The sequence below is a fragment of the Stenotrophomonas sp. FW305-3-2-15-E-LB1 genome, from assembly GCF_058787375.1.
Window position 1 is genome coordinate 49990 of the sequence record NZ_JBYSZR010000018.1, and the last position, 24523, is coordinate 74512.

The 24523-nt window shown below is 68.6% G+C and carries 21 protein-coding genes; 11 read left to right on the forward strand and 10 right to left on the reverse strand.

Translation table 11 applies throughout. The annotated features are described in order from the left end of the window. Positions 1 to 46: 46 nt before the first annotated feature. The 4 genes from betT to AC3WL7_RS13755 all read right to left on the reverse strand — a co-directional run bounded on the left by betT (position 47) and on the right by AC3WL7_RS13755 (position 3288). Positions 47 to 2026: a choline BCCT transporter BetT gene (betT, locus tag AC3WL7_RS13740; protein WP_079222144.1), complete on the reverse strand. Its 1980-nt coding sequence runs from the start codon at positions 2024 to 2026 to the stop codon at positions 47 to 49. Positions 2027 to 2166: 140 nt separating this feature from the next. Continuing rightward, positions 2167 to 2547, reverse strand: coding sequence for a VOC family protein (locus AC3WL7_RS13745; RefSeq protein WP_295516868.1), 381 nt, complete (start codon positions 2545 to 2547; stop codon positions 2167 to 2169). 67 nt (positions 2548 to 2614) lie between these two features. Continuing rightward, a complete protein-coding gene (locus AC3WL7_RS13750; protein ID WP_492750868.1) occupies positions 2615 to 2935 on the reverse strand; it encodes a DMT family transporter in 321 nt (106 codons plus the stop codon). Next, positions 2932 to 3288, reverse strand: coding sequence for an SMR family transporter (locus AC3WL7_RS13755; protein ID WP_079222147.1), 357 nt, complete (start codon positions 3286 to 3288; stop codon positions 2932 to 2934). Before AC3WL7_RS13755 ends, AC3WL7_RS13750 begins: the two co-directional genes overlap by 4 nt. A 157-nt stretch (positions 3289 to 3445) precedes the next feature. On the opposite strand from AC3WL7_RS13755, the gene AC3WL7_RS13760 reads away from it, so the two are divergent. Beyond that, on the forward strand, positions 3446 to 4297 hold the full coding sequence (locus AC3WL7_RS13760; RefSeq protein WP_079222148.1) for a LysR family transcriptional regulator: 852 nt from the start codon (positions 3446 to 3448) through the stop codon (positions 4295 to 4297). A gap of 93 nt (positions 4298 to 4390) precedes the next feature. Here AC3WL7_RS13760 and AC3WL7_RS13765 read toward each other — a convergent pair whose 3' ends face one another. Beyond that, entirely contained in the window at positions 4391 to 5311 is a 921-nt protein-coding gene (locus AC3WL7_RS13765; protein WP_200732026.1) for a M14 family metallopeptidase, read from the reverse strand. Positions 5312 to 5455: 144 nt separating this feature from the next. Between AC3WL7_RS13765 and AC3WL7_RS13770 the strand changes: the two genes are divergently transcribed. After that, positions 5456 to 7531: a TonB-dependent receptor family protein gene (locus tag AC3WL7_RS13770; RefSeq protein ID WP_492750873.1), complete on the forward strand. Its 2076-nt coding sequence runs from the start codon at positions 5456 to 5458 to the stop codon at positions 7529 to 7531. A gap of 62 nt (positions 7532 to 7593) precedes the next feature. Continuing rightward, positions 7594 to 9366 (forward strand): chloride channel protein, encoded by a 1773-nt coding sequence (locus AC3WL7_RS13775; protein ID WP_492750875.1) that lies wholly within the window; start codon positions 7594 to 7596, stop codon positions 9364 to 9366. A 90-nt stretch (positions 9367 to 9456) separates the two neighbouring features. Here the strand turns inward: AC3WL7_RS13775 and AC3WL7_RS13780 are convergent, their stop codons facing one another. From AC3WL7_RS13780 to AC3WL7_RS13800, 5 genes are all read right to left on the reverse strand, one after another. Then, positions 9457 to 9747 carry a DUF6959 family protein gene (locus AC3WL7_RS13780; RefSeq protein ID WP_237772068.1) on the reverse strand — a complete coding sequence of 97 codons (291 nt, stop codon included), beginning with the start codon at positions 9745 to 9747 and terminating at the stop codon, positions 9457 to 9459. Between the two features lie 118 nt (positions 9748 to 9865). After that, the gene (locus tag AC3WL7_RS13785; protein WP_108759728.1) at positions 9866 to 10705 is read right to left on the reverse strand and encodes an OmpA family protein; all 840 of its coding nucleotides are present in this window, start codon (positions 10703 to 10705) and stop codon (positions 9866 to 9868) included. Positions 10706 to 10767: 62 nt separating this feature from the next. Beyond that, a complete protein-coding gene (locus tag AC3WL7_RS13790) occupies positions 10768 to 15348 on the reverse strand; it encodes a YadA-like family protein (RefSeq protein ID WP_492750882.1) in 4581 nt (1526 codons plus the stop codon). A gap of 181 nt (positions 15349 to 15529) precedes the next feature. Next, a complete protein-coding gene (locus tag AC3WL7_RS13795) occupies positions 15530 to 16522 on the reverse strand; it encodes an AraC family transcriptional regulator (protein ID WP_108746860.1) in 993 nt (330 codons plus the stop codon). Positions 16523 to 16702: 180 nt separating this feature from the next. Then, positions 16703 to 16921: a hypothetical protein gene (locus AC3WL7_RS13800; protein ID WP_492750885.1), complete on the reverse strand. Its 219-nt coding sequence runs from the start codon at positions 16919 to 16921 to the stop codon at positions 16703 to 16705. 276 nt (positions 16922 to 17197) lie between these two features. On the opposite strand from AC3WL7_RS13800, the gene AC3WL7_RS13805 reads away from it, so the two are divergent. From AC3WL7_RS13805 to AC3WL7_RS13840, 8 genes are all read left to right on the forward strand, one after another. Next, positions 17198 to 17386 carry a Flp family type IVb pilin gene (locus AC3WL7_RS13805; RefSeq protein WP_079222156.1) on the forward strand — a complete coding sequence of 63 codons (189 nt, stop codon included), beginning with the start codon at positions 17198 to 17200 and terminating at the stop codon, positions 17384 to 17386. A 91-nt stretch (positions 17387 to 17477) separates the two neighbouring features. Then, on the forward strand, positions 17478 to 18023 hold the full coding sequence (locus AC3WL7_RS13810) for an A24 family peptidase (protein WP_079222157.1): 546 nt from the start codon (positions 17478 to 17480) through the stop codon (positions 18021 to 18023). Further along, the gene (locus AC3WL7_RS13815; RefSeq protein ID WP_079222158.1) at positions 18020 to 18508 is read left to right on the forward strand and encodes a TadE/TadG family type IV pilus assembly protein; all 489 of its coding nucleotides are present in this window, start codon (positions 18020 to 18022) and stop codon (positions 18506 to 18508) included. The genes AC3WL7_RS13810 and AC3WL7_RS13815 overlap by 4 nt, the downstream gene beginning before the upstream one ends. Positions 18509 to 18532: 24 nt before the next feature. Further along, positions 18533 to 19570, forward strand: a complete 1038-nt coding sequence (cpaB, locus tag AC3WL7_RS13820; protein ID WP_492750889.1) for a Flp pilus assembly protein CpaB — start codon at positions 18533 to 18535, stop codon at positions 19568 to 19570. 18 nt (positions 19571 to 19588) lie between these two features. Next, positions 19589 to 20947, forward strand: coding sequence for a type II and III secretion system protein family protein (locus AC3WL7_RS13825; protein WP_079222160.1), 1359 nt, complete (start codon positions 19589 to 19591; stop codon positions 20945 to 20947). A gap of 24 nt (positions 20948 to 20971) precedes the next feature. Continuing rightward, positions 20972 to 22228 (forward strand): CpaE/TadZ family protein, encoded by a 1257-nt coding sequence (locus AC3WL7_RS13830; RefSeq protein WP_313418098.1) that lies wholly within the window; start codon positions 20972 to 20974, stop codon positions 22226 to 22228. Further along, positions 22213 to 23562 (forward strand): TadA family conjugal transfer-associated ATPase, encoded by a 1350-nt coding sequence (locus AC3WL7_RS13835; RefSeq protein ID WP_313418101.1) that lies wholly within the window; start codon positions 22213 to 22215, stop codon positions 23560 to 23562. Before AC3WL7_RS13830 ends, AC3WL7_RS13835 begins: the two co-directional genes overlap by 16 nt. Positions 23563 to 23564: 2 nt before the next feature. Next, entirely contained in the window at positions 23565 to 24497 is a 933-nt protein-coding gene (locus tag AC3WL7_RS13840) for a type II secretion system F family protein (protein ID WP_492750894.1), read from the forward strand. Positions 24498 to 24523 lie beyond the last annotated feature (26 nt).

Genomic DNA, 24523 nt, shown 5'->3' on the forward strand with positions numbered 1-24523 from the left:
GGCCGGCACTACCACCGACCGCCGGGCCATGCCCGGCGGTCGCGCATCAACGGCTCAGATGCAGGAACTGCAGGTGCCGTTCGTACTGGCTGATGATGTCGTTGATGATCTGCTTGCGGCTGTAGCCGACCAGGTCGTAGTCCTGGCTGCCTTCGAACAGATGCACTTCGGCGCGGTAGTAGCGCTGGTTGCGCAGCTGCTGGGCGGCGAAGGACGGGGTCAGGTAGCCGCTGAGGATCACCCGGTACAGGAAATCCTGCTGCTCGCCGTGGTTGACCGACAGTTCCATGTCGCCCGCCTCGAAGCGCGTGGCCACATCCCAGCCCTGCCCGCGCAGCTGCTCGGCCACCGCTTCCATCGCCGGCTTCACCGTATCGTCCATGAAGCGGTAGACCTGGTCGCGCACCGGGAAGTGCATGGCTTGGCTCAGGCGCTGGCGCCAGCCCTGGTGGTGGCGGTCATCGCCGATCAGCGGTGATGGCCGGAACTGCTGCGCGCGTTCGCGGTGCGATTCGTCACTGAAGGCGCGGGTCAGGCCCCACATCATCAGCAGCAGCACCGCCGAGAACGGCAGCGATGCCAGCACCACCGCCGATTTCAGCGCATCGATGCTGCCGGCCAGCAGCAGGCCTGCGGTGAGCACCGCGATGACCGTGCCCCAGAACACGCGCAGCCAGCGCGGGCCGTCGTCCTCAGGCGCACCGCCGTGCGAGGACAGTGTGGACAGCACCACCGCGCCCGAATCGGCCGAGGTCACGAAGAAGATGAAACTCACCAGCACGGTCACCGCGATCACCACCCGGCTCCATGGGTAGCCATCCAGCAGCGCGTACAGCACCGTGGGCGGATCATCCACCGCCAGCTGTGCCAGCTGCTGCTGGCCATGGTGCAGCACCTGGTCCAGCGCACTGTTGCCGAAGATCGACAGCCACGCCAGGGTGAAACCGAGCGGTATCAGCAGCACGCCGAACACGAATTCGCGGATGGTGCGGCCACGCGAGATGCGCGCGATGAACAGCCCCACGAACGGCGCCCAGCCGATCCACCAGGCCCAGTAGAACACCGTCCAGCCACCCAGCCACTGCGGGCGGCCGCCATAGGCATACACGTCGAAGCTCTTGCCGACCACGCTGCCCAGGTAATCGCCCAGGTTCTGCATGAGCGTGCTGAGCAGGTACTGGGTGGGGCCGGCGCACAGCATGAACAGCACCAGCGCGATGGCCAGCAGCATGTTGATGTTGGCCATCCAGCGCACGCCCTTCTCCACCCCGGACACGGCCACCGCCACGGCGGCGCCCATCATGCTGGCCACCAGCAGGATCTGCACCAGGTTGGAGTGCGGCACGTTGAACAGGTGGGTCAGGCCGGCGTTGAGGTGCAGCACGCCGAAACCCATGTCCGCACCGATGCCGAACACGGTGGCGACGATGCCCAGTGCATCCACGGTGTAGCCGATGGGGCCGTTGATGCGCTTGCCGATGAGCGGGTACAGCGCCGAGCGCAGCGCCAGCGGCAGGTTGTGGCGGTAGGCGAAGTAGGCCATCGCCATGGCCGCCAGCGCGAACACGCCCCAGCCATGCAGGCCCCAGTGCAGGAACAGCAGCTGCATGGCCTGCCGCGCGCCTGCCTCGCCAGCAGCGGCATCGCCCTGCGGTGGCTGCAGGTAATGGGTGAGCGGCTCGGAAACGCAGAAGAAGAACAGGGTGATGCTGATGCCGGCGGCGAACAGCATGCCGGCCCAGGAGAGATAGCTGAATTCCGGCTCGTCGTGGTCGGCACCGAGCTTGATGCCGCCGTACTTGGACAGCGCCACGCCCACCACGAACACCAGGTACAGGGTCATCGCCAGCAGGTAGTACCAGCCGACGTTGAGTGCGGCCCAGTCCTGCGCCTTCAGCAGCAGGCGGCCGGCCCCCAGCGGGAACAGGCTGACGAACAGTGCGAAGGCAACGACAACGATCGCCGCAAAGGCGAAGACAGGCCGGAGAGTGCGCACCGGGGTGTGTTGAGGCTCCAGTGCTTCCATCGGCAGCCATCTCCGGTCGATCAGGGATTAGCCGACCGAGTCTGCATGAACGGCAGTGGACGCAGGATGAAGTGCGGGGTCGCAACGACAGCCCGCGGACAGGTACGGCGTGCTATCACGCGCGCGCCGCGCCGCGCCGCTCAGTCCATCACGTGTACACCGCACAGCTTGTTGCCATCCGGATCGCGCAGGTAGGCCAGGTACAGCTGGCGCCCCGCCTTGTGGCGCACACCGGCCGGCGCTTCGATGGCGCTGCCGCCCTGGGCCACGCCGGCATCCTGCCAGGCATGCACCGCCTGCGGGGACTGCAGCGCGAAACCAATGGTGCCGCCGTTGGCGTGGCAGGCCGGCTGGCCATCGATGGGCGGGGTGACGATGAACATCCGCCCCTCCTTGATGTAGACCAGCTTGCCGTCTTCGTCGGTCATGCCCGGGCGCCCGCCCATGGCGGCGAACAAGGCATCGTAGAAGCGGCGCGAGACTGCAAGATCGTTGGAACCGACGGTGATGTGGCTGAACATGGCGGGCACTCCATTGCGGGATGGCTGCAGTGTCGGCCACCCCACCGCGCGCCGCAATCGCGGTCGCTCAGGCGGTGCTGAGCAGCAGGACCGCAGCGGTGACCAGGGCGATGCCCACCCAGCCGATGGGGCGCAGCCGGTTGCCGAACAGCAGGCGGCCGCAGGCGGCCGTGCCGATCACACCGATGGCACCCCACAACGCATAGGCCGTGGCAAGGTCGATGTGGCGCACTGCCTGGCCCAGCATCGCGAAAGCGATCCAGACCAGCACGATGGCCCCGGCACCCCAGCGCCAGCGGCGGAAACCATCGGATCGGGCCACCATCATGTTGGCGGCCACGTCGATCAGGGCCGAACAGATCACGAAAAACAGTGCAGTCGTGTTCATGCGTGCGCCTCCCCCAGGGTGACGCAGACGATGCCGACCACCGCCAGCCCCAGGCCGGCCAGCTGCTGCAGCGACAGGTGCTCGCCGAACACCCACACGCCGACCACGGTCAGCAGGGTCAGGCCCAGGCCTTCCCACACGGCATAGGCCACGCCCACCGCGATGCGGCGCACCGACAACGCCAGGAAGTAATACGACAGGGCCAGTGCGGCCGCCATCACCGCATAGCCGACCCAGCCGCCATCGCGGGCGGCGTGGGCCATGAACGACGTGCCGACCACTTCGGCGACGATCGCCACGGTCAGGCAGGCCCAGGCGACCAGCGCGCCACGGGCAGGAACAATGCGGGACATGGGGAACTCCTTGTGGCCGCGCCGAAGCCGGAGGGTAGATCCACGCCGTGCGTGGAAGCGCGCTGCCTGCCGCAGGAGGGCGGTGGACACGGGAGGCAGTATCATCGCCTTTTACGTTGGCCCCAAGATGGATTCCATCGACAGGAGCGATGGATCGATGCCCTACTCTCCCGAATCCCTGCAGGCCTTCGTCGAGGCCGCTGCGCTTGGTTCGTTCTCCGCAGCGGCGCGGCGCCTGCGCAAGACCCAGTCCACCGTCAGCACCGCCATCGCCCACCTGGAAGCCGATCTGGGCGTGGCCCTGTTCGACCGCAGCGCGCGCTACCCGCAGCTGACCGAGGCCGGGCGCGAGGTGCTCGGCCACGCGCAGGAGATCCTTGCCGCCGACCAGCGCCTGCAGCAGTTGAGCGTACGCCTGGCCGCGCCCGTCGAGCCGCGGCTGACCGTGGTGTTCTCCGATGTCTACCAGCTTGACCCGGCGCAACGCGTGCTGCAGCGTTTTGCTGAGGCGTTTCCCGAGGTGGAGCTGGAATGGCTGGATGCCGAAGGCCACGATGTGCTGGAGATCGTCGCCAGCGCGCGCGCCGACCTGGGCCTGCTGCCACGACAGGACCGCTATCCCGATGCGCTGCTGGCGCAGCCGCTGGCCCACCACAGCGAGCTGGCGATCTACGTGGCCCTCGAGCATCCGCTGGCACGGGCCGGCACGCGCGCCTCGCAGCAGTTGGCCCGGCACCGGCAGGTGCGGCTGAGCGCGCAGGCCGATCACGCACGCGCCGCCGCTGGCCGGGTGTGGACGGCTTCGGACTACCTGATGGTGATGGAGATGGCCGAGGACGGCATCGGCTGGGCTGAACTGCCGCGGGCACTGGTGCAGCGCTATGACCGCGGGCGGCTGCTGGAGCTGCGCCTGCCCGGCTGGCCCCGGCGCATCCACAGCGACCTGGTGCGCCGCCGCGACAGCCCGCCAGGGCCGGCCGCGTTGTGGTGGGCCGACGCATTGGGGTAATCGCGAGGAGGTTGTCCCGCGATTGCCGGCCAGCGGCCGGCACTACCCATCAGTAGATCCACGCCATGCGTGGATGCGAACGATTTCAACCGGTCAACGGTGGGCCAGCGCGTAATCCAGCGCCGAGCGCACCGCCGCCACCTGCGCATCGTTGCACTGCTCCGGCGTCGCCCGCGGGCTGTCCGGGTAGACCTCGGTGGTGGTGGTGTACTTCGCACCGGTGATGCCCGCGCACAGCGCCAGCTTCACCAGCGGGTACTCGATGACGCCGTGCGCGACCACCGGCGAACCGATGATCTCGTTCTTTTCGTCGGCCGGAGCGATATGGGTCACCTGCTCGACCGCGGCGATCACCGCCTGCTGGAACGCCGGCTGCGGGTTCTCGCTGTCATCGACCAGATAGAAGCCATCGGGAATCAGGCCCGGTTCGAACGGCTTGCCATCGCGCGCGGCCAGCGCCGGGCGGAACTCGCTCTCGTCGCTGTCGGTGGTCTCATGCAGGTCGATGTGCAGCACGAACTGCCCCTTGTACGGGGCGATCAGCGCGATGACGGCGGTCGATTCACGGGCCGGGCCATCAGCGCGGAAATTGCGGTTCGGGTCGATCGCATCGTAGTTCCAGCGGTTGATGCGCTCGAAGCCCCACGGGTTCACGCACGGCGCCACCAGCAGGTTGGCCTTGCCGGCGTAGTCGGCCGCGTGCTGTTCCAGGAAATCCAGCGCCCCCATCACGCCGCTGGTTTCGTAGCCGTGCACGCCACCGGTGACCAGCGCCGCCGGCAGGGCCGGATTCCAGTCGTGGCTGCGCAGGGCGAACAGGGTGTAGGTCTCACCGGCATAGTCGAGCTGGCCATAGGCCACCTTCTCGAAGCGGCCGGCCAGCGCTTCGATGCGCGGCAGCACTTCCTGGTCATAGCGGCGCAGGCGCTGCTGGCGGCCGCGCCACTGCTCCCGTTCCGCCGTGCCCCACGGCTGGCCAGGGGTTCCGACGGGATAGAAAGCGGCAGTGGACATGGCAGATCTCGGCAGTCAGGAAGCAATCCTCCACTTTACCACCGGGCCATTCACGCCACGGCCGCGCCACCCCCGAAAGACGCATTCCATTGGCGAATGGAATCAGCAATAATTCTCATTTACGACCCTTCCGCGCCCGCCTCCATGCCCTTCCGAATCCTGCCCCCGGCCCGCCTGCCCCTGGCCGCCGCCCTGACCCTGTGCCTGTCCGCCACCGCCTTTGCGCAGGACAGCGCCACCACCTTGGACAGCATCCAGGTCTCCGGCAGCTGGCTGGGCACCGGCCTGCACGACAGCGTGAAAAGCTTCGCCGGTGCCCGCACCGTGGTCGACCGCCAGCGCATCGACGCCAGCGGCGCAGCGAGCATCGGCGATGCCATGCGCCGCATTCCCGGCGTGCAGGTCACCGACAACTCGGGCACGGCCGGCAGCTCGGTCTCGCTCAACATCGGCGTGCGTGGCCTGACCGGCCGCTACTCGCCGCGCTCGACCGTGCTGCTGGACGGCGTGCCGCTGGCAGTGGCGCCGTACGGCCAGCCGCAGCTCTCGTTTGCCCCGACCAGCCTGTCCAACATCGAGTCCATCGACGTGGTGCGCGGCGGCGGCGCGGTGCGCTACGGGCCGCAGAACGTCGGCGGCATCATCAATTTCAGCACCCGCGCCATCCCCACCGAGGCCGGCCTGCACGGCGAAGCCGGCGTGCGCTACACCGCCTACGACCACGGCGGTGGTGACAGCACCCAGTACAACGCCTTCCTCGGCGGTACCGGCGACAACGGCCTGGGCATGGCCCTGCTGTACTCGGGCCAGGACGGCCGCGGCTGGCGCCAGGGCAGCGATGACCGCTTCGACGACCTCGCGCTGAAGTTCGCCTATGCCATCGACGAGCAGCAGGAGCTGCGCGCGAAACTGTCGTACTACGATGTGCGCTCGCTGACCCCGGGCGGCCTGACCCGCGCCCAGTACGAGGCCGATCCGTTCCAGAACACCCGCCCCACCGATTTCTGGAAGGGCCACCGCACCGGCATCGACCTGGGCTACACCAATACCCTGTCGGCCAGCAGCGAATTCGAAGTGCTGGCGTATTACAACGAAAGCAACCGCGCCAGCTCGCTCATCAACGCTGCCAACACCCAGCTGACCGTGCAGCCGCGTGACTACCGCGTGCTGGGCATCGAGCCGCGCTACACCCAGCGCCTGCACTGGGGCACCACGGTGCATGACATCACCGCCGGCTACCGCTTCCTGCGCGAGCGCGGCAACGACCGCAGCTACACCGTGGTCCGCCGCACCGGCGTGGAAAGCGCCATCACCCGCTTCGACAACGCCACCGATGCGCACGCCTTCTACGTCGACGACCGCATCGCCTTGGGCCAGTGGCGCATCACCCCGGGCGTGCGCATGGAGTGGATCGACATGGACCGCCGCCAGGCCGGTGGCGGCGCCACCTTCAGCAGCCGCAACGACAAGGCGCTGCCGTCGATCAACATCGCCTACCTGCTGACCCCGCAGCTGACCGTGTTCGGCAACTACACCACCTCGTTCGGGCCGGTGCAGAACATCCAGCTGAATTCGCAGACCGCCAGCAACCCGCTGAACCCGGAAGTGGCCAAGACCACCGAACTGGGCGCGCGCTGGCAGGACGGCGCCCTGCGCGCGGAAGTGACCGTGTTCAAGATGCGCTTCGACAACCAGATCCAGCAGGTGCCGGGCATCACCCCGCCCACCTTCCAGAACATCGGCGCCACCGACCACAAGGGCGTGGAGAGCGCGCTGGAATACCGTTTTGCCGAGGACAGCGCACTGGCCGGGCTCGAGCTGTACGCGAACTACACCTGGACCAAGGCGATCCAGCAGTCCGGTGACAACCGCGGCCTGGACGTGCCCTTCTACTCGCGTGACACCGACAGCATCGGCGCCCGCTACGCCCTCGCCGCCTGGACCTTCAACGTCTCCAGCACGCACCAGAGCGGGCAGTTCTCCGATGCCGCCAACACCTGGGCCGAGAGCGCCGATGCGCGCGTGGGCCGGGTGCCGGGCGTGCGCCTGTTGAACGCGCAGGTGGCCTGGCAGGTGCCGGGCCTGGCTGACAGCGAGATCGCGCTGGGCGTGAACAACCTGGCCGACAAGCGCTGGTACACCCGCAACGTCGACGGCAACGCCGGGCGCATGGTGGCCGCGCCGCGCACCTTCTACGTGCAGGGCCGCTACCGCTTCTGAGCCCGCAGCCGCCCGATGCGGTGAGGGCAGCGATCACGGTGGCGGCGTATCATGCCGCCACCATGTCCTCCCACGCTTCGCCATCCCGCCTGCATCTGGCCCTCCAGGGCCTGCGCCTGCGCCTGCGCGGCAGCGACCTGTGGTTCATCGCCCTCGCCCTGGTGGTCGGCCTGCTCGCCGGCGGCCTGACCCTGCTGCAATCGGGCATCGCGCGCTGGCTGCAGGCCGCGCTGTACGGCCTGGATGAAGGCATCCGCCTGAGCTCCCTGCCCTCGCTGCCGTGGACCGCCCTGCTGGTGCTGCCGCTGGGCGGCCTGCTGGTCGGCCTGGTCGCGCTGGCCGCCACCCGCCTCAAGCGCCCGCTCCTCGATGCGGTGGAGGCCAACGCCCTGCACGGCGGCCGCATGTCGATGCGCGACAACCTGATCGTGCTGACCCAGACCCTGATCTCCAACGGCTGCGGCGCATCGGTGGGCCTGGAGGCGTCGTACACGCAGATGGGCGCCGGCAGCGGCTCGCAGCTGGGCCGGGTGATGCGCCTGCGCCGCAATGACGTGCGCATCCTGGTCGGTGCCGGTTCGGCCGGTGCCATCGCCGCCGCCTTCGGTGCGCCGCTGGCTGGCGCGTTCTACGCCTTCGAGATCGTGATCGGTGCCTACACGCCCGCCGCCCTGGCGCCGGTGGCCGTGGCTGCACTGGCCGGTGCCTTCGTGGCCGACCAGGCCGGCATCGACGCCTATCTGCTGCCGGCCGCATCCACCATCGACGTGCGCGCCGCCGACTACGCCATCTACGGCCTGCTCGGCTGCTGCTGCGCGATGGTCGGCATCCTGGTGATGCGCCTGATCGCTTCGATCGAAGGCACGGTCAAGCGCAGCCCGCTGCCGCTGTGGGGCCGCCCGGTGCTCGGCGGCCTGCTGCTGATTCCGCTGGCGATGGCCAGCCCGCAGGTGCTGTCGTCCGGCCACGGCGCGCTGCACCTGGACCTGACCACCCACCTGCCGCTGATCTGGATCGGTGCGCTGCTGACCCTCAAGTGCCTGGCCTCGGGCATCTCGCTGGGCTTCGGCTTCCGCGGTGGCCTGTTCTTCGCCTCGCTGTTCATGGGCACGCTGGTAGGCGCCCTGTTTGCCGGCCTGCTGGCGATGGCCACCGGCGTGCCGGTGATCGATGCCACTTCGGCTGCTCTGGCCGGCATGGCCGCGCTGGCGGCCGCCGTGGTCGGCGCGCCGATGACCATGGCCATGCTGGTGCTGGAAGGCACCCACGACTTCCTGCTGACCAGCGTGGTGATGAGCGCCGTGCTGGTGTCCAGCACGCTGGTGCGGCAGTGGTTCGGCTACTCGTTCTCCACCTGGCGCATGCACCTGCGCGGGGAAACCATCAAGAGCGCGCGCGACGTGGGCTGGGTGCAGAACCTCAATGCCGGGCGGATGATGCGCAAGGGCGTGGCCACCGCACCGGCCGATCTGGATACGGCTTCGTTCCGCCAGCGCTTCCCGCTGGGTTCGGGCGGCCGCGTGATCCTGGTGGACAGCGAAGGCCACTACGCCGGCATCGTGCAGATTCCGCGCATGTACGGCGATGGCGTGAAGCCGGACGCGGTGGTGGGCGACTATGCCGAGAACCGCGACGTTGCGCTGGCCGCCAACGCCAACGTGGTGGCGGTGATGCAGCGCTTCGACCAGACCCAGGCCGACGAACTGGCGGTGGTGGCCAGTGATGGCCAGGTGCTGGGCGTGGTCTCCGAAGCGTTCGTGCGCAAGCGCTACGCCGAAGAGCTGGACAAGCGCCAGCGCGAGTTGATGGGCGAGCGCGTCGAAGACAGCGATTGACGTTCATCCACGCATGGCGTGGATCTACTGCCACGGATCCGGTTGATTCAGTAGATCCACGCCATGCGTGGATGGCAGAACCTGCGGCCGTTACAGCGCCTCGCCGGCGTCGGCCAGGCGTGACTCGATCAGCGCGTACCACTGCTGCAGCGTGTCGATCAGCATGTCCATCTCGGCATCGGCACGTTGCGCGCGCCCGCTGCGCAGGCAGGCCTGCGCGTCCTGCAGCTGGGTGAGGAACCCGGCCACGGTGTCGGCCTGCAGGATCAGGCCGGGAAGGCGCCGACCGGGAAGGCGCACCACTGAATGGTTGCCAAGCTGGCCATACACGCTGACTGTGGTTTCCGTCTTCATGGACAAGGGCAGGAATTGGGCATTCATCGCGTGCACCATGGAAAGACCTGGCCCGCCGGCAAGCGGAGATGACGGGGGAGACGCATCCACGCCGGCCGGCGGATCAGGGGGGAAACACGGGCGCCGACCGGGCCGGCGGGGGCGCTCAGTCGAGCCGGGCCGTACCGGCGATCTGCACGCGGCGGTTCGGCGCCAGGCAGGCGATCAGCTCGCGCTGGCTTCGCTGCGTGCACTCCACGAGGGGGTCGGCGGCGCCGCGTCCTTCCGCGCTGATGGCCTGTGCAGGTACCCCGCCCTGCACCAGTGCCACCCGCACCGACTCGGCGCGCCGCTGCGACAGCCGCTGGTTGTAGTCGGCGCCGCCGATACGATCGGTGTAGCCGACCACCTGGATCGACTGCACCTGGCTGGCTTCACGCACCTGCGCGAGCACGCCCTGCACCGCCGTCTGGCCTTCCTGGCTCAGCACGTCGCTGTCGAAGCCGAACAACGCATCGGCGGACAAGCGCAGCGGCTGGGCCGGCAGTGGCGCAGGCGCGGCTGCAACCGGCGGCGGCGGCGGTGGGTCAAGCACGGCCGCGCAGGCCTGCGGCTTCCAGTGCCCGGCCTGGGCAATGCCCTTGCCGTCGAATTCCACCTGGAACTGGCAAGTGAAGTACTCCGCGCCCTGTGCGGTGCGGAAGTTGAACAGGTAATTCCATCTGCGCACGCCCCACATGCCTTCATTGAAGTGCGGCGTGCCCAGCAGCGCGTACAGCTGGCGCTTGCTCATGCCAGGGGCGAAGCGGCGCAGGTCGGCCACGTCGGGATAGGTGCCTTCCTTCAGTGATGCCTTGCTGGCATCGGGGAAGCTGACCAGGGTGTCCGCAGCCGGCGATTCCCCGGCGGGTGCGGTGCTGCGACAACCGGCCAGCAGGCCGGCGGCCAGGACCAGGATGAGCGACGCGGCGAACGGGCCGGGGCGCGAGGTACGTTGGAACGTCATTGGGATTCCCCCTGTCGATGTGGTGGGCAGGGCCGGGCTGTCGCGCAGCCCGGCCCGCGCGCTTACCACTGGATGCCGGCGCCGACGGCTACGCCGGCTTCGCCACGGGTGTTGGTGGAACCGCTGAACTTGTAGATCCAGCGGCCACCTTCGGAGACACCGGAAATGCCCAGCGCCATGCCCGATTCGCCGTTGTAGCTGCCCGCCGCGAACGAGGCCATGCTGCGACCCGCTTCACTGGGCTGCGGCAGTGCGGCGGTGGCCATGGCCGAGGCGATGCCGGCCGAAGCGCGGTTGTCGGTCTTGCGCAGTTCGCGCTCGAAGCCGCCCATGCGCTCGTCGGTGTAGGCCTTGGACCAGTCCAGGGTCTGCGACATGCCGGCCCTCAGCTGGTCGACGTTGACCGCATCGGTGCCGGCGGTACCGGCCGCCACGTTGCGCACGGTGGTCGGGCCACCGGTGGTGCTGCCGAGGGTGACGCTGTTGAAGTTGGTGTCGCCGTTGACGGTGGTGTCGTAGCGCAGCGTGCCCTGCTGCGATGCCTGCAGCTGGCGCACGTTGACCGCATCGGTGGCCTGCGTGCCGTCGGCCACGTTGACCACCTGGCGTTCGGCACCGGCAGCGCCCACCGACACCGTGTTGGCGCGGTTGGCGACGGAGCCGGCGCCCAGCGCCACCGAGTTGTCGGCCTGCGCCTGCGCGCCATTGCCCAGCGCAGTGGAGTTGGCCCCCGCGGCGGTGGAACCGGCACCACCGGCGGCGGAGTTGGCACCGGTCGCGGCCGGGTCGGCCAGGTTGTTGCTGTTGTTGGCGCGGAAGCTGCCCGCCACGTTGGTGATGTTCTGGATCTTCTGGTCGGTGTAGGCCTTGGACTGGTCGATGGCGTAGTTCACGCCGTTGTTCAGCTGGCCCACGTTGGTGGCGTCGTGGTCATCGGAACCATCGGCCACGTTGGTGATCTTGCGCTCGGCACCACTGCTGCCGACCGAGACTTCACCGGCCGAGTTGCTGGCCCCGGCTTCGCCGTAGGCGCCGGTGTAACCGGTCTGTGCGCCGACGCTGGCGACCGAACCGCTGCCCAGGGCCACGCTGTTGTCGGCGCTGGCGCTGGCGCCGTTGCCGACGGCCACGCTGGAGGCACCGGCCGCGCTGGCCTGCGGACCCACCGCCACCGCCTCGTCGCCGGTCGCGGTTGCTGCGGCGGCAGCCGAATTCACTGCCAGGTAGGGACTGGCGCTGCCATTGAGGATGCGCTGGTTGAGCGTGCGCAGCGAACCGTCGACCGCCGAGAAGGCGGCGGTGACGTTGCTGTAGTCGTTGAGCGAGATGCTGCCGTCGGTGGCGATGCTGGAAATGCTGAAGGACGGTGCGGTCCACTGCGAGGTGGTGCCGTCGTAGGTGGTGCTGCCGCCGAAGTAGTTGGCGATGGTGGCGTGGGTGGCGAACAGCTGGTCGCCGGTGATGGCATCGCTGCTGCCGGCCTGGATGCTGCCAGCGGCCACGTTGGTCAACCTCACTGCAGCGCCACCGGTACCGTTGAGGGTGACCGAATCCATCAGGTCGCCGTTGCCATCCACATCGTATTTCACGGCGCGCTTGTCCAGGTCGCCGGTCTGGTCGACCACGTTGGCCAGCGAAGTGCTCACCGCATCGAAGGCACTGCCCACGTCGTTGTAGCTGCCCTGGCTGATGGTGCCGTTGGCGGCGACGTTGTTGATGTTGTAGGTCGGCGCGGTGACCACGCCATTGCCATCCACCGTCGAACCGCCGCCCAGGTGGGTGGCCACGGTCTGGTTGGCGGCAAACAGCTGGGCGCCATTGATGGCTTCGCTGCTGAGCGCGCTGACTTCACCCGGGCCCAGGTTGCGCAGGGTGGTGGCGGTGCCGCCCTGGCCCAGCGTGGCGCTGGCGTAGTCCACGCTGCCATCGGCGTTGAGGTCGTAGCGCAGCGCGCCCTCCTCCGATGCCTGCAGCTGGCCCAGGTTGACCGCATCGGTCGCCTCGGTCGCTGCGGCGACGTGGGCGATCTGGCGTTCGGCACCGGCGGCGCCGACGGAGACGGTGTTGTCACGGTCGGCCAGGCTGCCCGCGCCGACGGCGATGCTGTTGGCGGCAGTGGCCTGCGCGTTGCTGCCGACGGCGATGGAGTCGCTGCCGGTGGCCACGGCTTCCACGCCGGTTGAGTTCACCCGCAGGTACTTGGTGCCGCCGTTGCGGATGTCGTTGATCTGCGTGTTGAGGTTCACCAGCGAGCCATCGACGGCGTCGAAGGCATCGGTGGCGTTCTCGTACGCGCCCTGCGCGATCGCGCCGTCTCCGGAGATGGTGCTGATCTCGAACAGCGGTGCGGTGAAGGCACCGGTGGCCGGGTCGAAGGCCGTGCGGCCACCGAAGAAGCGCGTGATCGCATCGTTGCTGGTGAACAGCTGGCCGCCATTGACCGCGTCGGTGCTGGTGGCGCTGATCGCACCCGCCGCCAGGTTGCCCAGGGTGGTGGTGCCGGTGCCATTGCCCAGCGTGACACGGCGGTAGTCCGGGTCGCCGTTGGCGTCCAGGTCGTAGGTCACGGCGACGTCGCCCAGTGCATCGATCTGGCTGATCGCGCCCCTCAACTGGGCGACGTTGACCGCATCGGTGTTGGCACTACCCGCGGCCAGGTTGGTGATCTGCCGCTCGCCGCCGTCGGCGCTGCCCACCGACACTTCACCGGCGGACACCTGCGCTGCGGTCAGGCCGTATGCGCTGTAGCTGGCCTGCGCGCCGCGCAGTGCAGCCGAACGGTAGCCCAGCGCCACCGAATTGGCCTTGTCGGAAGTTGCCTCGGCGCCGAGCAGGGTCTGCCCATTGGCGGTGCCGGAGGCGCTGTCGCCGACGATCACCGAATGGCCCATGCGCGCGGCGTAGTCCGCGGTGGGCACGCCGGTGGGGTTGGTCGGATCGTTGGTGCCGTTGCCGGGGAAGGCGACGTTGGCATCGACCTTGGGCAGTTCGTGGCGTGCGTTGGCGCCGATCACCACTTCGCGGGAACCGTTCGCATAGGCGCCGTCGCCCATCAATACCTGGTAGTCCTGCGCGGCGTTGACCGCCCAGCAGGAGATGTCGGCCACGCCGAGGACGTCCAGACACTTGGCCGCCCAGTCCGGCGACTGCCCCGGCAGCAGCAGGCCAAGCAGGCCGCCCGGATTGCCGTTGTTGATGTTGTAGATGTAGCTGTCCGACGTGACACCACCGATCAGGGTGAGGTGCGAGCTGCCACCGGTGACCGCACCGCCCAGGCCATTCAGCGTGGTTCCGACCGGCGTGGCGTTGACCAGCGGAATGCCCAGCACGTTGACCGTCGAATAGGTCTGCATCACGTTGGCCGTGCTGACCTTCAGGTTGCCGTTGGAGAGGTAGCCGGTGCCGCCGAACAGGCTGGCGGTGGTCGGGCCGATCAACGCGCTGACACCACCGACCAGGCCGCCGGTGCCGATGATCAGGCCAGCATTCGGATCAGCTGCTGCGGGCGCCTTCGGGCTGTCCGGCGGAATCGCTGACGGCTGGGTCAGGCCCAGGCCATCGAGCGTGTTGCCGAGCAGGCCGCCCACGGCACCGCCGAGGTTGCCGACCGTGCCGTTGAGATCGCCGTTGACCAGGCTGCCGACGGCACCGCCGACACCGTTCAGCGCACTGCCGACGCCGGTGAGCAGGCCACCCAGGCCCAGCGAACTGGTCTGCGCGCCCACCACCGTGCTGCCGGCCAGTTTCAGGTTGCGGTCGGCGATGACCGCCTCGCCATCCGGGCCCAGCACGCGCACCTTGCCGGCGACGGTGCCATCGAGCCCGGCAGTCAGTGCACGATCGTCGGTGTCGCCCGGCAGCTCCTCCTTGGCCGGCAGCGTGGCCGACGCCGCAGCGCCCACCTTGCCCTGCCCTTCGATGGCATGGCCGGCCAGCGCCAGCTTTGCATCGACCTGGCCATCGACTGCGGCCTTCAGGCCGGACAGCGACGTGGTCGGCGTTGCCGCCACGTTTGCGGCGACCGCAGCCTTGGTATCGAGAGCCGCAACCGGCGTGCCCGCTACGCCCACATGGGCCTTGGCAGCGGCCGTGGTGGCCACGGCGAGCGGCGCCTGCGACTGCTGGGCCAGCTGCGCCGCCACGGCGGCTTCGACCCGGGTGCTGCTGCCCAGCCCGACCGACGCACGCACATCGGCCGCCACGCCCGGCGCGGCCACCTGCTGCGGCGCCTTGACGGCGCCCAGTGAAACCTTGACCGTGGCCGGCAGCACATCGCGTACCACCGGCAGGCCGGTGGTGCTCAGCTGCAGCCCGATGCGCGCATCGGTGCTGATGGCCGGGCTGGTCTGCGCCTGGCGTGCGGCGGCGGCCAGTGCCACTTCGGCATCGACCTTCACCGGCATGGTCTGGGTGTACTTGGCCGCCAGTGCCTGCAGGTCACGCAGTGACTGGTTGGCTTCACTGGCGGCCGCTGTGCCGCTGGCGAGGACACTGAGCAGTGCCAGGGCCAGTGCGCTGGGCACCAGCAGTTTCGATTGCGGATCGCGGAGCGTGGTTGCACCGCCATCGCCGGTGGCCAGTTCCGAGGCCACGACAAGAGCATTGAGCTGGCGGTTCCATACACGCCGGTAAATGCGGTTCATGAGCACTTCCCCCGTTGACGAACGACTTGAAATCCAGTGGGCATGCCGGTCGGCACGTGACTGACATTTCAGCGGTTTCAACGGTGGCGGGGCACTTCATTCCGGCACGGCAATCGCGCATTCCGGCAAAGCCACGGGCGGATTCGGCAGGCGGATATGCAGATTCGGCAGCGCGCCGGTTTCAGGCCGGTTGGCCGATCTGCGCGGGCGAACGCATCAGGGTGTCGCGTGGCAGTTCGCCGAACACCTTGCGGTAGTTGTCGGCAAACCGGGACAGATCCCACAGGCCGCAGCTGAGCGCGATGGCCTTGACCGAGCGGCGGCTGGAATCGGCCATCGAAAGGCTGCGGCACGCCGCGCACAACCGCAGCATCGACAGGTAGCGGTTGGGCGACACGCCGAACAGATCCTCGAACGCATAGCGCAGGCCGCGTTCGCTGACCCCGGCCGCATCGCAGATTTCATTCATGTATATATTGCGCCGCAGGTTGAGCCGCATGAAGTTCTCGGCCCGCTGCGCGATCAGGTAGTGCGTCCGCCGCGCCCGGGTGAAGCCGGGCCGATCGCCGGGCCCCGCCGCCAGCAGCGCCTGGATGTGTTCATGCAACAGGCGGTCGGTCTCTTCCGGCTGCAGGGCGGTGCCCTGCCCCAGCTGCGCGTGCAGCTGCAGGTAGTGGTTGGCCAGCGCCTGGCTGTCGACGGGCAGCTGCACCAGGCTCAGGGCCTGGCCGGCCGGCGGCGTGCTGCGCAGGCTCAGTTCGGTGAGCTTGCGCTGCACCCGCGCCACCGGCAGCAGCATGGCCGTGATCCGGGTGCCGGCGCTGAGCGTGAATTCACTGATGCCTTCCGGCAGCACGGTGAATGACATGCCCGCCACCATCGGCACGCCGTGGCACCAGCTCTGCACCTCATCGGTGGCATGCACGAACCCGAGCATCGCCCAGTCCGGGGGCAGCATGAAGCGCCCGCGGCAATGGAAGCCGCAGGTGATGCTGCAGAACAGCGCTTCGTCGTGCACGCGCGAAGAGAAGGCAGCCCTGGGGCCGTTGCCGTCGAGCAGCAGCAGCTCCACATCGCAGACGCGAAGCACACCGCTCAGCGTCGCCAGGTCGATCGACCGCAGTTCGCCGTCGTCGAGCTGGCCGCCTTCGATATCGCCCACCCCACCTTCCATGACAGTGTCGTCCCCCCATGAGTCCGTATCCGCCGCCCCCACTGCCTGACAGGGCGCGCGCCGTAGTCCATTCACCGTCCCGGCTTTCAATGCAGGTCGGCTGCCACGCTTGCTTGTCGAATGCACCTGAGTATTGCGTGTAAATCAGCGCCCGTAAACAGTGACGCATTACGTTAACCATTAATTCTTCCTGTTTCCAAACAGGCCGCCGAATGGCACGGAATTCGCATGCGGCAACGCCTCCCGGCGATTTTCTCGATCCAAATGAACGGATTTGCCGGGCAACGTTTTTTCTTCACGCAAACGGCCGCTTTTCTTCACGTGAAAATGGCTTTGTGCCGAATTTGCATATTGATTGGGCTTGCGGCACCGCGCCATTCGGGCAAGAGTCGAAGCCATGGTGATCCGGCCAGGCGACAACGGCCTCACCCAGGGGGAAACATGCGAAAGCACGCCACCAGCAGACACTCGACCCGCGGCCGGACGCCGCGCCATGGTGCTCGCGTGGCAGCTGCTCCCCGGGTTCTGGATCACGACGAATAAACAGGGAGGGGAATGTCCCGCCCTGTCCCCCTGCCAGGAAGGCGGGGGTCCATGGATGGACCCGGCGGAGCCGGGCGCCCATTCAAACCGGGTAATACAGCTAAACCTGACTGGTATAGGGAGACAACCGTCATGAACGCATCCATCCGCAGATTCCTCAACGAAGAAGACGGCGTGACCGCGCTGGAATATGGCCTGTTGGCGGCGGTCATCGCCGGCATCCTGGTCGTGGTCGGCAAGGAACAGATCACCTCGTTCTTTACTTCGCTGTTTACCGCGCTCACCGAAACCGCCGAGAAAGCCACAACGGCCGCGGAGTGAGTCGCCATGCCGTCGAGGGTTGCCCCCGCGCAACCTCGATGGCGGTTTCAGTTTCACGTACTTGTCCATTGAAGGACGCTGAGGGTGTGGGATGACGCTACTGGGGCTGTTGGCCATGGGATTGAGCCTGCGCATCGCGATCAGCGATCTGTATGCCCGCCGTGTCCCCAACGCCTGGCTGGCCGGAGCGTGCGCGCTTGCCCTCCCGTTGATCGTCGCCGGCCAGTTTTCCGGCCCGCACCTGCCATGGTGGGGGCACCTGCTGGGCGCCGCGCTGGGGCTGGCATCGCTGCTGCCCTTCTACGCGCTCGGCTGGATGGGCGCCGGTGACGTCAAGTTCTTCGCCGTGCTGGGCCTGCTGCTGGGCTGGAACGCCCTGCTGCCGATCTGGATCGCCGCAAGCCTGGTGGCAGGCCTGCATTCGGTACTGGTGATCAGCGCACGACGGGTAGTGCCCTGGGTGCCGCCACGCCTGCACCTGCACTGCGCGCGGCTGAGCGCGCACTGGCAGGCGCGCCCGGCCATCCAGGACATGCACCTCGCCCGCCAGGGACGCAAGGGCATCCCCTACGCCGCCTATCTGGCCTTCGCCGCCATCGGCTGGGTCCTGGCCTCGACCCAGGGAGTCATGCCATGAGGATGATCGGACGCCATCGCCAACGCGGCGTCATCACCGTCGAGTACGCGCTGATGATGATGCTCGGCTTCATCCCGCTGCTGATGCTCACTTTCTCGGGCGTGATGATCATGGCCGCGCAGCAGACCCTGGCCACCGCATCGGCCGAGGGTGCGCGCGCATCGCTGCGTTTCGGCAGCACCGCCGAGCGTCGCGTCGCCGCGTGCTCGGCCGCGCGCCGCTCGATGCAGTGGCTGCTGCAGTTCTCGGGCCAGGATCCCGATTGCGGTTCGGCCAGCAGCACGGGCAGCGGCGCCGGCGCCATCGTGGTATCGCCGCCTGCCGCCTGCAGCGGCCTGGCCAGCGCGCAGTGTGTGACCGTCACGGTCAGCTACGACTATTCCAGCCACCCGTTCCTTCCTGGCACCGGCACGCTGTACGGCTGGGTGATGAAGGCCCCCATCCGCAGTGTCGCGGTCGCCCAGCTCGACCTCGGCAGCAACTGACGACCGGTTTCAGGAGATGGTTCCATGCTCAAGTTGACCCGCATCGCCTCCATCGCACTGATCGCCCTGGCCCTGCTGCTTGCCGTAGTGGCGTTCATGGTGGGGCGCAAGCCCGCCACCACGGCGACCGCGCCCATGGCCGCCTCCACCAGCGATGCACGCACCGTCACCGTGGTGGAAGCCGTGGCCCGCCTGCCGGCCGGCGAGCCGATCCGCGCCGATGGCGTGCGCCTGGCCCAGCGCACTGCGGCCGAGCCCGGCGCGTCGTCCGATCTGGCCTCGGTGCTGGGCAAGGTGCCGGTGCAGGACATCGCCGAGGGCACTACGGTCAACCGCAGCCTGCTTGCCCAGGGTTTCTCGCTGCAGCTTCGTCCCGGCGAGCGCGCACTGGCGGTGCCGGTCGATGAGCTGGTGGGCGCGGGCAACCGCATCCTGCCCGGCGATTTCGTCGATGTGTTCCTCAATCTGCGCAGCACCAGCAACAGCGCGAACGGCCAGCCGGAACTGGCCCAGACCCGCCTGCTGCTGTCCCGCCTGCGGGTGTTGAGCTACGGCCAGCAGGACATCGCCGTGGACCCGGGCCAGGCCAGCGCTGACAACGGCGGCAGCGCGCAGGGCGACGACCCGCGCGCCGCCGACATTACCGGCAGCTCGAGCGCCAGCAGCCACAACGATGCCACCCAACCGGCGCGCAGCGCGGTGCTGGCAGTGCCGGTGGACGAGGCCAACCGCCTGTTGCTGGGCGCCCAGCAGGGCAAGCTCTACCTGGCGCTGCGCAACCCGGCCGACGCGGGCCTGCCCGACGTCGCCCTCTTCCCGCAGGCACGCGGCGTGCTGGATCCGCTGCGCGGCCTGGACACCGAACAGCAGCAGGCCTTGCAGCGCCCCGAAAACAACGCCTATGCCGGCATCGACGGCGACGGCCTGGCAGGCGCTTCCGCGCGGCCGCGGCCGGTGGCCGACGCAGCGCCGCGCGCGGCCGCACCGCGTCGTGCAGCCGCGCGCCCGGCCGGCATCGAGATCATCCGTGGCGACAGTGCAGCCCCCCGCGGTTCCCTTTGACCTGCCCCGAGACCTTCCATGACCGTACATCGCTCGCATCCTCGCCCGACCGCCCGCCAACGCTGGCTGGCCCTGCTGCTGGTGCTGCTGGCGCCCGGCACGGGCGTGGCGGCAGATGAGCTGGTGCTGCAGGCCCGCGAACAGCGTCCGTGGACCCTGCCGGCCGACCTGGAACGGGTGGCCATCGCCGATCCGGGCGTGGCCGATGTGGTGATGCTGCGCGGCCAGCGCCAGGCACTGCTGGTGGGCAAGGCGCCCGGCACCACCACCCTGCTGCTGTGGCACCGCAAGCAGAGCGAGCCGCAGCGGCTGCAGGTCCGCGTGCAGAGCGCCGTGCAGGGTGCCGCCGATGCCGGACGCAACGGCCTGGTGTTCACCCAGCAGGACCAGCAGGGCCTGCTGCAGGGAAGCAGCGACAGCATGCTGTCCCACATGCAGGAGCAGAAGACTGCTGCCATGGCACTGGGCAAGGAAGGCATGCTGGCCGACGCCTCCACCATCGCCAGTGGCGGCGTGGTGCAGGTGGAAGTGAAGGTGGTCGAGTTCAACAAGACCGCGCTGAAGCAGATCGGCATCAGCTTCCAGAACCGCAACGGTGGCTTTGCCTACGGCTTCGCCCGCCCCGGCGGCATCCTGCCGGGCAACACCGGCATCCTGCCCGGCATGCAGGAAGGCAACAGCAGCAACGAAGCCGAATCACCCATTTCCTCGGCATTCCGGCTGGTGTTCGGTTCCACCAACGGGTTGTGGAACGCCGACGTCGACCTGCTGCAGAGCAACGGCATGGCACGCGTGCTGGCCGAGCCGACCCTGGTCGCCCTGTCCGGCCAGAGCGCGAGCTTCCTGGCCGGCGGCGAGCTGCCGATCCTCGAGCCGCAGGGCCTGGGCACCACCACCGTCACCTACAAGCCGTTCGGCATCGGCCTGACCGTCACTCCCACCGTGCTGTCGGCCAACCGCATCGCGCTGAAGGTCGCGCCGGAAGCGAGTGACCTGGACTACACCAACGCGATCGCCCTCAACGGCGTGCAGATTCCCTCCATCAGCACGCGCCGTGCCGATACCACGGTCGAGCTGGGCGACGGCGAGAGCTTCGTCATCGGCGGCCTGGTCAGTTCCACCGTCGCTTCCACGGTGAACAAGATCCCGATGCTCGGTGACCTGCCGATCATCGGCTCGTTCTTCCGCAACCTGGATTACAAGCGCCAGGACAAGGAGCTGGTGATCATCGTCACCCCGCGCCTGGTGCAGCCACTGGCCCGCAACACCGAACTGCCGCTGCCCGGCGACCGCGAATCCCGCCCGCACCTGCCCGAGTGGGGTGCGTGGCTGCTGGGTCCGGTCAGCCAGGACCCGGTACCCGGATTCTCGCGCTGACCCGATGCTGCGGACCCCACGCCCATGCCCTACGCCACCGCCCAGCCATTGCATGCCTCGGGACCACCGATGAACTTGGTCCTGTACGGCGTCGATCGTGAACTGCTGCCCCGGCTGGCGGCACGGCTGCCGGCATCGGCAGTGCTGCACTGGCAGGACAGCGCGCAGCCCACCTCCGCGCAGGACCTGCAGCGCGGTGCCAATGGCCTGGTCCTGCTCGACTTCCGTCCCGAGTACGCGGCCTCGTCCATGGTGCTGGCCGCGCAACTGCAGCAGACCCAGCCCGACCTGAACCTGGTGGCCGTGGGGGCGACAGGCAACAGCCAGGTGGAAGGCGTGGTGATGGCCCTGCGTGCCGGCCTGCGCGACGTGCTCGACCTGGACAGTGACAACGCCGGCATCGAAGCCGCACTGCGCCGTGCACTTTCGCCGCGTGCTGCAGCCGCCGCACAGCCGTCGCACCGGGCGCGGTTCATCCTGCTGCTGGGCGTGCGCGCCGGCGTCGGCACCAGCACGCTGGCGGCCCATCTGGCCGTGCTCGCGCAGCAGCAGCGTGGCGACGCCGCCGACGATGCCGCCGGAACCGATGGCCTGCTGATGGAACTGGCGCAGCCGGCGGGCGACCTCGCGCTGTACCTCAACCTGGACAGCCGCTTCCACTACGAGGATGCACTGCGCAACGCCAGCCGCATCGACGCCACGCTGGCGCGCACGGCGATGGCCCGGCACACCAGTGGCCTGGTCCTGCTCGACCGTGCCAGCGGCAGCGATGCCGTGCCGCCGTCCGACCCGGGCGCCCTGCTGCAGCGCCTGCGCGGGGTGTTCACCAGCGTGCTGTGCGATGCCGGCGGCTGCCCGCTGCGCCAACTGCCGCCGCTGCTGCTGGAACAGGCCGATGAGATCTGGCTGGTCGCCGATACCGCCATCGCCACCCTGGTGTCGCTCGACCACGCCCTCAAGCACCTGAGCGGGCAGCGCGAACGCGAAAGCCGGCTGCAGCTGGTGGTCAACCGCCATGACGAACACAGCGGCCTGACCCCGGAACAGATCGCACGACGCTTCGAACTGCCCCTGCTGGCCACCCTGCCCGAGCGCCCGCGCGTGCGGGCGGCGGCCAGCCACGGCCACCTGCTGCTGCAGGATGCCCCGCGCGATCCATACCTGCGCGCCCTCGCCCCGCTGGTGGCGCGACTGGACCCGGCCGCCGGCCCGGCCCTGCCGCCCGGCCTGCGGGAAAGACTTGCCCTTGCCCTGGGTGGAACGCCATGGAAGACAAAGTGACCCTGTTTCCCAACGCCATGGCGCGTGCCGTGCTGCCTGAAAGCGCACCGGCCAGCCCACCGTTCGCGCAGACCGAGCAGTACCAGAAGGTGCTGTCGGCCGCGCATGAGCATCTGCTCAACAGCATCGAGGACGAGCGGATCGACATCGATTCGTGGGCGCCGGACACCATCGCACGCTGGGTGCAGGTGCAGACCGTCAGCTTCATCCAGGAATGGCGCATCCCGATCAACGAAGAGGAGATGCAGGCTGTTGCCCAGGGGCTGGTGAAGGAACTCACCGGTTTCGGCCCGCTGGATGACCTGCTGCACGATCCGACGATCGAGGACATCCTGATCAACGGCTTCAAGGACGTGCACGTCTCCCAGGGCGGCGTGCTCCGCCGCGCGACCCAGCGCTTCACCGACGATACCCACCTGCTGCGCATCCTGCGCCGCATCCTCGCCCCGATCGGGCGCCGCCTGGACGACTCCAATCCGATGGTGGACGCGCGCCTGCCCAACGGCGGCCGGCTCAACGCCATCATCTCGCCACTGGCCGTGGACGGGCCGATGGTGTCCATCCGCAAGTTCCGCAAGGATCCCTTCACCCCCGACGAGCTGCTGGCCAAGGGCACCTTCGATGCACCGATGCAGGCGCTCATCAAGGCCATGGTGCTGGGCCGCTGCAACATCCTGGTCTCCGGCGGCACCAGCTCGGGCAAGACCTCGCTGCTGAACGCACTGACCAGCTACGTGCCGGAAACCGAGCGCGTCATCACCGTGGAGGACACCGCCGAGCTGTCGCTGAACCATCCGCACGTGGTGCGCCTGGAAAGCCGCGTGGGGGGCGCCGACGGACACGGTGCCGTCGGCATCCGCGACCTGGTCCGCAACAGCCTGCGCATGCGCCCGGACCGCATCGTGGTGGGCGAAGTACGTGGCGCGGAAGTGCTGGAGATGCTGCAGGCCATGAACACCGGCCACGACGGCTCGATGGCCACCATCCACGCCAACTCGCCGCGTGACTGCCTCTATCGCATCGAGATGCTGGCCGGTTTTGCCGGCTTCCAGGGCAGCGAGGACAGCCTGCGCCGGCAGATCGCCAGCGCGATCGACTTCATCGTGCAGATCGCACGACTGGGCAGTGGCCGCCGCGTGCTGGTATCGATCACCGAAATCACCGGCGTCAGCGACAACCTGATCACCACCCAGGAAATGTTCCGCCACGAGGTGCAGGTGGACGCGAGCGGGGCCGAGGTCAACCGCTGGATCGGCCTCGGCTTCCAGCCGCATTCGCGCAAGCTGGAGCCTTTCCGCCAGCTGCTGCGCGAATCGCTGTACGGAGACTTCTGAGCATGGGCATCGGCGCACTCCTGCTGCTGAGCATCGTCGCCGTGCTTCTGGCCGCCGCCGTGTGGCTGTGGGGCGCCGCGCACGGCCGCGAACAGCGCCAGGCCTCCCTGCAGCATGCCGAGCAGCAGCTGGGCCGCGGCGGCAACGCGCCCCCTGCGGCCAGCGACCCGAGCCGGGGGGCACCGGCAGCCGCCAAGCGCAGCCTGCCCTGGGATGCCTTCCTGCAGCGCGCCGGGCTGAGCCCGGGCTGGAAGCTGCCGCTGCTGCTGGTCGTGCCCGGCATCGCGCTGTCCGCCGTGGCTGTACTGCGCCTGGGCACGCTGTGGATGTTCCCACTCACCCTGGGCCTGTACCTGCTTGCCTGCGCACTGTGGATCGTCCGCCGTACCACGCGGCTGCGGGCGCGCCTGCTGCACCAGCTGCCCGATTTCCTCGACAACCTGGTGCGGCTGACCGCGCTGGGCAACAGCCTGCAGATGGCGTTCCAGACCGCATCGGTACAGACCACCGCGCCGTTGCGCGACATGCTCGACACCACCGTGCGCTATGCGCGCAGCGGCATGGACCTGGACCGGGCGCTGGGCATGGCCGCCCAGCCCTACCAGATGGATGTGCTGAAGGTGCTCGCCGTGGTGATCGGCGTCAGCGTGCGCATAGGTGGCCGCTCCGACCAGATCCTGCAGCGCATGGGCGACTTCATGCGTGACCTGGAACAGGCACAGCAGGAACTGGCCGCCACCACTTCGGAAACCCGCATGTCGGCCTGGGTGCTGGGGCTGCTGCCACCGATCAGCGCGGTGCTGATGGCCATCAGCAGCCCCGATTTCTTCCAGCCCGTGCTGCACGACCCGCTGGGCCACAAGGTGCTGTTGATCGCCCTCGGCCTGGAACTGGTCGGTGGCTTCCTGCTGTATCGCCTGGCGCGCTCGCTATGAACGCACGCCTGTTCCCGGGAGACCTG